A 12,245-nucleotide genomic window follows, 5' to 3' on the forward strand; every position below is an offset into this window, starting at 1 on the left:
ATAGTCTACGTCCCCATTGGAGCCTAAAAACAGTACACAGACGGGGCATATTACCTGGCAGATGTTGCGATCGCAGCCTCATCCCACAACTGTGCGGCCTTTCTCTAACAAGCAACTTTTTCCTTATTTAAACGATTCTTATCCTTTTTTGTAGGCTTTTTTTAATGTTGACTAGGCACGATTTAACACTGGTTGTTCAGTGTATTAACGGTCGAGGCTTGACATCATTGTTTCAGTATTCGCGCTCTTGTTCAGTAGCGAGAGAAGCAAAACCCCTGTTCATCTGAGCAGCACCAATTGCCCGCTGCGGTTGGTATAGAGGTTTATCTGGCCCAGCCCAGGCCGTGTGGTTCTAGAAAGGTTATTTTTGTTCGCCCAGTAGCGACACCTCAGCAACCTCCGGGTGTCGCTAACCTGGCTGAACCGTCACTGATGTAGCAGCAAATAGGCACCGCGCTCAAAAGTTCGGCCAATTGGCAAACTTCATGAGCACAGATCCTTGCGTCCGTTTGGCTAGCCCCCCTTTGGTTGTTGGACTAAATTTAGGAATCAGGTTGATGGAAAACTTTACCCTGCAGTTGTTCCACGTTGCTGACCAGGAAGCTGGAATTCCTGCGATTGAAGATGCGCCTCGATTTTCTGCGGTGCTAGAAGCGCTCAGACTTCAAGATCTAGATGAGGACGGCGCACCTGGGTTTGCCAATACGCTGACTCTGTCCTCAGGAGATGCCTACATTCCAGGAGCCTTCTTCAGCGCCAGCCTGGCGGCCTTTGGCGGCGCGGGTCGGGGCGATATCTTAATCCAAAATGAGCTGGGCATCCAAGCGATCGCATTTGGCAACCACGAATTTGACCTGGGCACCGGCCAGATCGGCGAACTGCTGCGGCCTAGTACCAGTGCTTCAGGCTCCCCGTATCCTGGGGCGCTGTTTCCCTACCTGAGCGGCAACCTAAACTTTGCTCCTAACGGCGACCTGGCTTCTCTGGTAACTGCAGACGGCCAGGAAGCTAGCACCATTCCTGGCCGCATCGCCGCTAGCACAATCATTACAGTCAATGGCGAGAAGGTAGGCGTTGTCGGGGCCACCACGCCTACCCTGCGGGCAATCTCTAACCCAGGTACCGTTGAGGTTACCCCCTCCCCCTTTAGCGGCAACCCCTCGCCTGCTGAGCTTGATGCCTTAGCTGCAGTCATCCAGGCAGATGTCGATGCGCTGCTGGTCGCTAACCCAGACCTAGATAAAGTGGTTTTGCTGGCGCATATGCAGCAGATCGCCATTGAACAAGCGCTGGCGACTCGGCTTCGCAACGTGGACATTATTGTGGCGGGTGGTTCCAACACTCGGCTAACGGACGAAAACGACCGTCTGCGGACTGGGGACACTAAGCAAGGGGACTATCCCATTTTCACAACCGATGCTGGTGGCAACCCCATAGCCATTGTCAACACCGACGGCAATTACAAGTACGTCGGTCGCTTGGTGATTCAATTTGATGCCAATGGCAACATCATTCCCGATAGCTATAACCCCAACATCAGTGGTGCCTACGCTACTGATGAGCAGGGCGTAGCTGATTTAGGTGCAGCGGAGCTGGTTAACCCTCGCATTCAAGAAATTGCGGATGCCATTGGGACGGTCATTGCCGAGTTGGATGGAACTATCTTTGGCAAAACTACTGTTTTCCTCAACGGTACCCGCCAGGATGTACGCACCCAGGAAACCAACCTGGGCAACCTGACGGCCGATGCTAACCTGGCCTATGCCAAGACTGTCGATGCTAGCACTGTTATCTCCATCAGGAATGGGGGCGGCATCCGCAACGACATTGGCATTATCAGCGCGCCACCTGGCTCCACCGAGGTGAGCGAGGTGGAAAAGTTACCCCCAGCAGCCAATCCCCTGGCAGGCAAGGAAGAAGGCGACATTTCCCAACTCGATCTCTCCGACAGCTTGCGCTTCAACAATGATCTTGCGCTGGTAACGGTGACGGCTCAGGAACTGTTAGCCCTGGTGGAGCATGGCGTTTCGGGTGTCAGGCCTGGGGCAACGCCCGGTGCGTTTCCCCAAGTGAGCGGCATCAACTTTAGTTTTGACCCTACCGCTCCAGCCAACGACCGGGTTCAGAGCTTGGTCGTGATTGATGAACAGGGAGCGGTGCAAGATACTGTGGTCCGTAACGGGGAAGTTGTGGGCAACCCTGATCGCACCTTCCGAGTGGTGACGCTCGGTTTTTTGGCAACGGGTGGTGATGGCTACCCCTTCCCCGACCGAGAGCGAGTCAACCTGCAAATCCCTCAGCTATCCGGGCGTACAGGAGAGGCCACTTTTGCCAACGATGGCACCGAGCAAGATGCTCTGGCCGAGTACCTGCTGGCCAATTTCTCTGCTGAGACTCCTTTCAGCCAGGCCGATACAGTCCCGCTGCTAGATACCCGCATCCAAAACCTGTCTGAGCGGTTTGATGCGCTCAGTGAGGCTAGCTTGTTTTCTTTTACTGGCCGTATTCAAACTGCTGGTGCGGAAATCTCAACTTATGACGCTCAATCGCAGCGGCTCTTTGTCACAACGGGCTCCGGCATTGAAATTGTCAATATCGCTGACCCCAGCAACCCAGTGAGCCTTGGGCTAATCAATATCTCTGAGCTGGGGGCTACGGTCAACAGTGTGGCTGCCAGAAACGGCATTATCGCCGCTGCCATCGACGCCAGCCCGATTACCGATGCCGGGGTCGTGGCATTTTTCAATGCCCAGGGCGTCCTGCTGAAGTCTGTCACCGTCGGATCGCTGCCCGACATGCTCACCTTTACCCCCGACGGCACCAAGGTGTTGGTTGCCAACGAAGGGGAGCCTCTTGAAGGTGTGAACCCCAATGGATCGATCAGCATTATCGATATTTCCAATGGGGTGGAAGCCGCTACGGTAACTGAAGTAGGCTTTACCCAGTTCAACGGCCAAGAGAACGCGCTGCGATCGCAAGGTATCCGTATCTTCCCCGGTGTAGCTGCCGCTGCCGATTTCGAGCCGGAGTACATCGCGATTTCTCCCGACGGCACCCAGGCGTTTGTCACCCTGCAGGAGAATAACGCCCTAGCTGTTGTCGATATTGCCTCGGCCTCAGTGGTTGAGTTAGTGCCCCTAGGTGTGAAAGACCACAGCCAGCCAGGTAATGGCCTCGATGCCAGCGATCGCGATGGCGGCATCAACCTACGCAATTTGCCTGTGTTTGGTCTGTATATGCCAGATGCGATCGCATCGATCGAAGTGGGCGGCCAGACCTACTACCTGACAGCCAACGAGGGCGATGCCCGCGACGAGGATGCTCGCGTAAGCTCCTTGACGCTAAATCCCACCGCCTTCCCCAACGCCGAAGTTCTACAGCGAGAGGAAAACCTGGGCCGCCTCAATGTCTCCAGGATTGACGGCCGCGGCCCAACTGATACCTACAGCCAGCTCTTTGCCTACGGCGCGCGCTCCTTCTCGGTCTGGAACAGCGCAGGCGAACTGGTTTACGACAGTGGCGACGAGATCGAGCGGATCGTAGCCTCGCTCACCCCCGATCTGTTCAATGCCAATAACGGCGACCCAGCTCTGGTAGATACCCGCTCCGACGACAAAGGCCCCGAACCCGAAGCCGTGACCACCGGCTTTATTGGCGACACGCCCTTTGCCTTTGTTGGGCTAGAGCGAGCAGGCGGCGGCGTGCTGGCCTACGACATCAGCAACCCACTGGCCCCCGTTTTCGTCCAGTATCTACGCAGCCCCGAAGACATCAGTACCGAAGGTGTACTGTACATTCCCGCCGCTGAAAGCCCCAACGGACAAAACCTGCTGGTGCTCTCCCATGAGGTCAGCAAGACGGTCTCTATTTACCAGACCACCCTCACCGATCCTGGCCCTCTTCCAGTGCCTGTGCTAGACGCCAACCAGCCGTTCTTTGTCGGCTTCGAGCAGTTTGTTCGGGGCTTGGCTACGATTGGCGAAGAGCTGAACTATACCCCAGTAGAAACTGGAGCACTCAGTCTAGGCGCTCTGTTCGACGAAACCTACTACCTGGGCCAAAACCAAGATGTAGCCGTCGCCGTTCTAACGGGCAGCCTCGAAAGCGGCTTTGAGCACTTTGTCGAATTCGGCCAGTTTGAGGGCCGCGACCCGAGCCGCTTCTTTGACAGTGCCACCTACGAGAGCGAAAACCCCGATGTGGCTGCTGCCGTAGCAGCGGGTGCCTTTAGCAGCTTCCAGCACTTTGCGCTATTCGGCCATATCGAAGGCCGCAGCGGCAGCCCCCTCTTTAACCAGGCCAATTACCTAGCTAGTAACCCCGATGTGGCTGCCGCCGTACAGGCTGGTGCCCTCGCTAGCGGCTTCGAGCACTACGTCGAGTTTGGCATCCGCGAAGGCCGAGTCCCCGGCATTGCCCTGTATGACGAAGCCTTCTACCTAAGCCAAAACCCCGACGTCGCTACCGCCGTACAGGGAGGTAGCTTCTCCGATGGCCTAGAGCACTTTGTCTCCTTCGGCACCAGCGAAGGCCGCAACCCCAGCAGCCTGTTCACCGAAAGCGCTTACCTAGCAGGCAACCCCGACGTCGCCGCCGCTGTTGAAGCAGGCGGGTTGCCCTCGGGCTTCGCTCATTATGTGTACTTTGGGCGACCGGAGGGACGTGCGATCGCATAGGTAGGGGAGATGGGGGAGGTAGGGGAGATGGGGGAGGTAGGGGGATGGCTCACTTCCCCACCTTCCTCACCCCCCTCACCCCCCTCACCTTCCCCACCCTCTTTCCCCCTCCCTGCGTCTCCCCTACCCCTGAATCACTCGCCGCTTCTTAGACCCAAACTTGAGCGATCGCAACTGCCGCTGCAGATGGCTCAGGTTCGGGTCTTCATTGCCATAGCGCCAGCGGACGTAGGCGTGGGAGATTTCGTTGACGATTTGGGCGGGTTGGGCCTGAGCCTGCTGATAGAGGCGCTGGCCAAACTCTAGGGGAGTTTCGCTGGCACGTTTGGTAAAGCCTTGGTGGGCTAGACGGTCTAGCATTTGTTGGTAGAGGCGTTCCATGGCGGGGAGGCGGCTGAGTCGCCAGCGTCGCCAGCCGCTTTGCCAGCCCTGCCAGCCGAGCCAGCCCAAAAAGGCCAGTGCCGTAGCACCAGCAAAGCCCAAGATAATAGCGGCCCAGTCTTGGCCAAACAGGCGGGCGATGACCACAAAGAGCTGAGTCAGCAGTCTGGTAAACAGCTGAATTAGGCCGTCTAGAACAGCAGTAACGGGGGAGGGCAGCCAGCCCGCAATCCAGTTCCAAAACTGGCGCACCAGGCTAAAGGTTTCAGACTGGCGCAGGGAGGGAGGCAGCACCTCATGACCGGGGATGGGGTCAAAGCCAAACCAGCCATACTCTGGAAAATAGACTTCCGGTAGGGCGTAGGCGTCGGTGTTGCGAACGATGTAAAAGCCGGTGAAGGGGTTAAACTCGCCCTGACCAAAGCCGACCACTAAGCGGGTGGGAATGCCGATCGAGCGCAGCATGATAGTCATCACAGTGGAAAAGTGGTCAGGGTAGCCGCCCTGGTAGTCAAACAAAAAAGATTCAACCAGATCCTCGTTCTGATTAAAAAAGGGCAGTTCTGGCTCAATCGTGTAGCGCTGCTTTAAGGTCTGGGCCAGGTATAAAGAGATCTCATAGGGATCTTCCAGCGGATTAGGGGCTGTGGCCAGTAGTTCTTCGGTCTGCTGTCGCACCCGCTCGCGAATGCCCTCGGGAACGTCCAGATAGTACCTGCGGATGGGGTCGGGGTAGTCGGTTCCGGCCTCGCGTAGCTGGGTGCGATCGCGATAGGGCACTTGCGATACCACGGTGTAGGTCATGCCCTTTTCCAGGCTAACCGGCGCTCGCAGGCCGCCTTCGGGGTCAATCGCTACTTCCTGAGTCGGAAAATACAGTTCGCGGGCCTGGTGCAGCGTTGGAATCAGGTTAGGAAAGTCTTCCACCAGCGTATAGGTCTGGATCACCTCCCGACCGCCACCCTTCTGCCCCTGCCACGGCAAAAACATCTGATAGGAAAAGCTGGAGCGCTTTAGGGTGATCACCGTCTCGTTGCGAGACATATCCCAGCCCTGGCCCGTGTAGCGGTCAAAGGCCAGCACTCGCCAAAAACCAGGGGCTTGCGATCGCACCCGCATCACCACCTGAGGCGTCATGGTGCCGCGCAGGTTTTGGTTCATCTGCTGGTTAAAGCCGTAATAGGAAGTCGTATCGACTACCCCCGGCCCAGTCAGTTTGCCAGTCTGCTGAATCGCTCCAGTAGAGCCTTCTCCCGTCTGACTGCCGCCCTCTGCGCCCTGAGTCACATAGCCAGGGTTGATGATGTTCTGACCGTTGAAGTTGCCCTGGTAGTCAACCGTGGAGCTAACCGGGAAGTTGCGAATCTGATAGCCCGGCAGCCGGGGCAGACACAAAAAAATCACCAGCCCCAGAGCCAGCGTCATCAGCAGTACAGCCCCTAATCGGCGGGGAGCTAACTGCAGCCCAACCTGATCCCACGACTGCGACAGCAGCCCTAGCCGGGAGCGGTAGTCTAGCACCAGCACCGGCAGCGCTACCCCCAAGAAAAGCAGCAGCAGCGGCCCAAAGGCGAGAGTTTGGCTGATTGTAGCGGCTACTCCCAGCAAAATCAGGCCGATGATCGTGGAATAGCCCAGATCTTTGCGGCGCGGCAAGTCAAAGCTGTGCAGCACCTGCAGCTGAATCAGCAGTACAGCCAGCAAAATCCGGGTGTCTCCCGGTTCGTTGAGCAGGCGCGAAATCAGCCCCGCTAGCGCCATCAGCATACCGATGGCAATGAAAAACTTAATAGCAATGTTGCGCTGTCGCCGTCTGTGCCAGCTAAAGTAGGCACCCAGGGCACTCAGAGGAATCGCCAGCAAAATCCACAGCGACGTTTGAGTAACGCCAGAAGCAGCAATGGAGACAGAGGCAATTCCCAGAGTGACCAGCAGCTGCACCAGCACCCTTAGGAGAATAGAGTCCTCAATTTCAGAAGACTCGGTTCTAAACGCGCTCCGGAATGAGGAGGCGTCTGAACGACTCAGATTTGCAGTCACACGCACTCAGGATAAGAAAGGTGCTCCTATCCTAGCCCACAGATTTTGGGCCTACGAATTCTGGGACTAGGGCTCTGAGCCACCTAGCCAGATCAGCGTAAACTGCAGCGGCGACTGAGACTCTAACAGCCCCACAGTCACCGAGTAGGTTTGCTCAGCCTGGGGCGCTTCTAGCATAGCTACCAGTTCACCGGGCTGGTCTTTCTCAGCCCGCACGCCTTCTAGATGCAGGTAGCCCGCCTGCGGCAGCACAGCCTGAACCTGAATGCGGCTTCCTTCAACCTGGTAAGTAGCCGTCAGCGTCAGCAGGCCCACTGGGGTAACCCACTGCCGCTGTACGCTCGGTTCAAGGGCCGACAGGGTTAGCGTCAGAGATTGAAAAATCTCCTGGGCAGCCAGCATAGCCAAGGCAACCTGCTGCTGGGTGTTGGCGCTTTCGTAGTCGAGGGTGAGCGGTTCGGGGGTGCGACCAGATCGGTAGGCCGGGGTCAACACCATGCGGGCCATATTTTCTAAGGTCTGGGGCTGCCCCGGAAACAAAGCCTCTACGGCTTTAACCAGCCGCACGCCCGACTTTAGCGGCTGCCGGGCTAAATCCTGGCAGTGCTGCAGCAGGGTGACTAGCACCTCGTCGGGCAGCAGGGTGGGCAGCTTGAGTTGGCGCAGCTGCTCTATCCAGACAGGAGCTGCAGGGGCCTCTCCCATCAACCACTCTGGATAGTCTTGAATGCCCTGCTCCCAGGGGAAGCGGGGCGGACGGCGCTCAATTTCTAGGCGCAGTCGGCGTTTAATAAGAGCTTGAAAACGGTCTTGCACAGCGGGTATTTCTCCCAAAGAAACAGGATGGGGTAAAGCGTCTGGGCGTATTAGCCCAGGGTTTAAGTCAGCTACGGCAAAGGCTTCTGATTCAAAGGGATCCCAGGAATCATCTACCCCGTCGACACGACCTTCCCTAAAAAGGGCTTCCCCAGAGGGCGCTGCCCCAGAGGGGGCTGCCTCAGAGAGGGACACATTCAGGGGCATACCTGACAAGGTCGAGCTAGTCGGCTTAGGATCGCTAAGGAGCCAAAGCAAGATATCCCTGATGATTTCTGTGTCTCTCTTCATCGCTATTTCACATACATCCGGAAATTATAGATTACGAATTTCCCACGCCTGCTCTAATAAGGCTGACCAATTTTTCTGAAACTGCGTTGGAGTTAGTCCTAGGACTTTGGCAATCTCAGAATCGGGTTCGCCCTGCTGCTTAAGCATCAGCAGTTTAGCCTGTTTTTGGGTGAGGGTGTCTTGCAGAGCCTGCCACTGCTGGGGGGTCAGCCCCAGATTGCGCTCTAGGTCGGCCTCTAGCCACTCGTGTACCAGCTCCCAGTGGTGGGACAGGGAAAAGCGGATTAGATGGTACTTAAAGCGCTGCTGCAGGTAGTCTCGCTGGCGGGGCGAAAGGCCCAGCATGGATTCGATCTCAGGGGTGGGCAGATCTAGTAGCCGCAGCGCGAAGTAGTCGGCGCAGTCTTCCTGATCGCGCTCTTTGAGGTAGGCTAGCAGCTCCTCAACGATGCGATCGCGCAGCGAATCTTCGGGCAGTTCGTCGCTCTGAGCGATCATTTCCTCCCGCAGCCGCTGCTGAGAGGTGATCGGCCGAGGCTCGTCACTGTCGCCAGAGCCGCCGTGGTCGGTGGCCTGCTCGATGTCAATCGCTACTTCGGGTGGCTGCTGCTTGGAGAAGGTCTGGGCCCGCAAAATGATCAGCTGCTGGCTGCGCCGCCCCGGCAGCGGAATTCGCCGCTTGGCATAGCGCTCGGTAAAAGCCATGTATTCCGCCAGCTCCAGCAGCGTTCGCGGCTGGTAGGTGGCTGGCATCTGGCTTTCCCGCCGAAAGGCGTTGAGGGCTTCGACATAAAAGCCCTGGAGAAAGTCTTCGATCAGGTTGAGACGAGCCTGGTAGCTGGTCTGAACCTGCGGCGGCGTGATGTAACGGTAAATGATCGCACTGAGCGTGCTGTGTAGCTCTATTCGGCCTTGGTGGGAGCCCAAGCTATAGTATTTCAGGCACTGTTTGAGCCGATGTTTGCCCAGGGTCATGGCCCAGGTATCGGTCTCGCCTGAATCTTGAATCCGCTCGCTCTCGGTACAAATGCGTTGGACTTCGTAGTCAAGGCGCTTAGCGACGGCTTCGCAGGCAGATGCGGAGGCGTTGGTGGCGTCTCTTAGCTCACTGAATAGGGTGTTGTACAGTGCGTCCACGCTCGAGCGATAGGTTAACCCCGATGGATATTGTTTAGCCAAACCTAGCACAAAGTAATTCAGGAGGTTTTGTAATCCCTCCCTGGGTAGGTGAATTGTGGTAGACGCTCCTTACTATAGTTAACCCTTTTACCTGCCAAAATGGCTAGGGGGCCTGACCAGTTGCTCACTAGATTAAGGTTTAGACATACCTTGCAATGAAGTGACACAAAGGATTGAAGAAATTTTATGGATCTAGATGCGCAAGTTCAATCGCTGATCGAGACAGCGCCCAGCGATGGGGTCACAGGGGATGCGGTAGTTGCGATCGCACCCACGCTAAAAGCAATCGCCAGCCAGCTAAAGTACGACCAGTACTATATTCTGCAGAATCTAGAGCAGGGTTGGGTCATGACGACGCTAAGCAGCCGCACTGAGCCGGAGGCCCGCAAAAACATTGTCTATGCTTTCCCATCGCTGAAGGATGTGGCCGCTGGCCCTCACTCAATTAAAGACCCTCAGGTGATGGCGCTGCCGGTGCCCGTCATCCACATTATTTTTCAAATGCTGGCGCTCAAGCCGATCGATAGCATTATCTTTTTTGAAACTCCCGGAAACTTGAACCAGGGCGTTGAAGTGCGCCGCCAGGATGTGCAAAATCTGGTGCAGACCCAGCTTCAGCAGACTCAGGGCGCTGCTCCTATTCCACCGGATCTGGCCTGATCCTAGGAAAAAGTCGGTTTTTTGAGCGCAACTTCAGCGGCTCTACCCACCCAGTCTCTTTAAGCTGTGGTAGGATGAAAAACCGCAAGGGCGATTAGCACAGTGGTAGCGCACTTCCTTCACACGGAAGGGGTCACTGGTTCGAATCCAGTATCGCCCATTTTATTAAAAATATTGTCCCTAGCTACCACGAGCCGTTTGTGAGGCCTGGTACGAGGTTTGCGATCGCACAACCAGCCAAGGCACGTTGCGGCTAGCTAGCTACCGCTAGCTCTGTTTCAACCAGGCTCAAGTCGGCTGTCTTTTGTAGCCGCTGGCCCGCGCCATTGGATTTGGGCACCAGTTCGTGAACCAACTCTACAGGCTCTACAGTCTGATTTACTAGCTGCCAGCCACAACTCTCTAAAACGTCTTTTCCGCTACTACTAAAGACGAGATCCAGTACGGGCAACAGAGCGTCTGCGACTTCCACTAGAGCACAGAAGGCAGAAAATTGCCGACGATCGATTGGGTGGGCGCTGACTGTATGAGCCCCATTATTGTTGAGGACGATCACCGGATGCCCATTATTAGGTAGACAGAGCGAGAGTGTTTTGAAGGCATGGCTGACGGTCAGCCCATAACGCTTCTCGTTGGTGTAGTGGTGCATAACTAGTTTCAGCTTGCTAACTCTCTAAGCGACCGTATTCCTGTGTTTATCTGCACCCTGAAGCCCGGTTGCCGCCATGATGGTTTTACTGCGGCTATAAAACAGTTGCGTTCGTCGGTTGCCTTAGCTCTATCAACACTGACTGGCGCTTGTTACTTCTATTACTTATGTTGTAAATGCTTTCTCGGTCTTTTCACTCAGACTTTTTGGGCATAATGCGTAGCCTGAAGGCTGAGGTTCGGGATGTTTAAGGGGTTGGGTAAAGTCGGTTGGTTTAGTCCGACTGGTAGATGGGTGGATGGGTATATAAGTGAATAAGTGGATGGGTTTGATCGCATAGCAAGCTGATGTGTTGCGATACGGTATTAACTCACCCTGCTAGCCCGATAAAGCCAAAGCCTGTAACACGCCAGTTCATTGCGTGGTTTGTTTCTCGCAAAGTGCGAAGCGAAGCAATCTCTGTATGTCAGCGCCAAGACTTGTAATACGTTGCTGTCATTGCGGGCAAAGCAGTGGCAAAGTCATGCCCGCAGTTCGCTTTCCACAGGGCAGGGTCTATAGCAACCTCTGTATGAGGATCTGTTATGAGGAGAGTAGGGAGAAGCCGCGCTGCGATCGCAGTGACAGAAATCCTTTGAGAATTATGTATGTGAGTACTGAGGGGCAATGATTGTTTTGTGGAGTACCGGAGGTGGAATGAGGGAAGCTGTATCTTGTAAAAAGCTATCCTCGGCAAAGAGTTCTCACTAGGATATAGGTCGGACAATGAGGCCACAACGAAAGGACAAGATCGCACAATCAATTGTGAATATCATTGCTTTGTTCATGGTGCTGGGGGGACTGTATCTAATATTTTCACAACAAGATTTGCTAATTGGTGGTGCTAATGCGGTGTTGGGTGCCTCTCTTTTTTCCGCCGAAAGATGGCGAAGAAGCGAGTAGTTAAGTGAGGCAGGCTGCGCTCCTCCTTTAGTTAGGGCTGCAATCAAGCCATCTCAGCCTACAGGCATGGCGCATCTTCATACTTGAGCTCAGCTCGCTTTCTCCCTCTAGATAGTCAAAAGTTCTGTCTATTACCTATACGCTAGAAAACATAGGAAAGCAGTTTCGCCTGCTTCTCAAACAACAAATAAATAGCGACATAAAACAACAGGGGCTTCTAGCCTGCTTAAGGTAATCGATAAAATTTTCCGGCTGATTCTAAAGCATTTTACTTAGAGGGAACCCATGAATATTCTGGCTTGGATTGTATTAGGTTTGATTGCGGGTGCGATCGCAAAGGCTATCTACCCTGGCTACCAAAGTGGCGGCATTCTGGGAACGCTGCTGCTCGGCATCGTAGGGGCCTTTATTGGGGGTAGCCTGTATAGCCTGCTCACCACAGGAACTCTAGCTTTGACCGCTGCTGGACTGAGCCTTGGGGGAGTTGTTCTCTCAGTTGTTGGCGCTGTTATCGCGCTCTGGCTCTACTATGCTTTTGCCCGCAGAGCTTACTAAAAACCCAGGGCTGTAGTTCGCCATAGCGTACAGACGGCACTCGTGTAATTACCTGC

General features: G+C 55.2%; 7 protein-coding genes and 1 tRNA gene. 4 read left to right on the top strand and 4 right to left on the bottom strand.

Annotation, left to right across the window (positions count from 1 at the left end):
• The first annotated feature begins 557 nt into the window (after nucleotides 1-557).
• Nucleotides 558-4,676, top strand: a complete 4,119-nt coding sequence (locus H6G13_RS23480; RefSeq protein ID WP_190487463.1) for a choice-of-anchor I family protein — start codon at nucleotides 558-560, stop codon at nucleotides 4,674-4,676.
• Nucleotides 4,677-4,799: 123 nt separating this feature from the next.
• Here the strand turns inward: H6G13_RS23480 and H6G13_RS23485 are convergent, their stop codons facing one another.
• From H6G13_RS23485 to hetZ, 3 genes are all read right to left on the bottom strand, one after another.
• Nucleotides 4,800-7,097 carry a DUF3488 and DUF4129 domain-containing transglutaminase family protein gene (locus H6G13_RS23485; protein ID WP_347277522.1) on the bottom strand — a complete coding sequence of 766 codons (2,298 nt, stop codon included), beginning with the start codon at nucleotides 7,095-7,097 and terminating at the stop codon, nucleotides 4,800-4,802.
• Between the two features lie 66 nt (nucleotides 7,098-7,163).
• Nucleotides 7,164-8,120: a PatU gene (locus H6G13_RS23490; RefSeq protein WP_190487467.1), complete on the bottom strand. Its 957-nt coding sequence runs from the start codon at nucleotides 8,118-8,120 to the stop codon at nucleotides 7,164-7,166.
• Between the two features lie 108 nt (nucleotides 8,121-8,228).
• Complete coding sequence (gene hetZ, locus H6G13_RS23495; RefSeq protein WP_190487476.1) at nucleotides 8,229-9,341, bottom strand: heterocyst differentiation protein HetZ; 1,113 nt, start codon at nucleotides 9,339-9,341, stop codon at nucleotides 8,229-8,231.
• A gap of 228 nt (nucleotides 9,342-9,569) precedes the next feature.
• On the opposite strand from hetZ, the gene H6G13_RS23500 reads away from it, so the two are divergent.
• Nucleotides 9,570-10,043: a hypothetical protein gene (locus H6G13_RS23500; protein ID WP_190487478.1), complete on the top strand. Its 474-nt coding sequence runs from the start codon at nucleotides 9,570-9,572 to the stop codon at nucleotides 10,041-10,043.
• 88 nt (nucleotides 10,044-10,131) lie between these two features.
• Nucleotides 10,132-10,203, top strand: a tRNA-Val gene (locus H6G13_RS23505).
• A 93-nt stretch (nucleotides 10,204-10,296) separates the two neighbouring features.
• On the opposite strand, the gene H6G13_RS23510 is transcribed toward H6G13_RS23505, so the two are convergent.
• On the bottom strand, nucleotides 10,297-10,692 hold the full coding sequence (locus H6G13_RS23510; protein ID WP_190487480.1) for a hypothetical protein: 396 nt from the start codon (nucleotides 10,690-10,692) through the stop codon (nucleotides 10,297-10,299).
• A 1,227-nt stretch (nucleotides 10,693-11,919) separates the two neighbouring features.
• Here H6G13_RS23510 and H6G13_RS23515 point away from each other — a divergent pair.
• On the top strand, nucleotides 11,920-12,189 hold the full coding sequence (locus tag H6G13_RS23515; protein WP_190487482.1) for a GlsB/YeaQ/YmgE family stress response membrane protein: 270 nt from the start codon (nucleotides 11,920-11,922) through the stop codon (nucleotides 12,187-12,189).
• Nucleotides 12,190-12,245: the final 56 nt, after the last annotated feature.

It is taken from the genome of Pseudanabaena sp. FACHB-2040, from assembly GCF_014696715.1.
GTDB lineage: Bacteria > Cyanobacteriota > Cyanobacteriia > Phormidesmidales > Phormidesmidaceae > JACVSF01.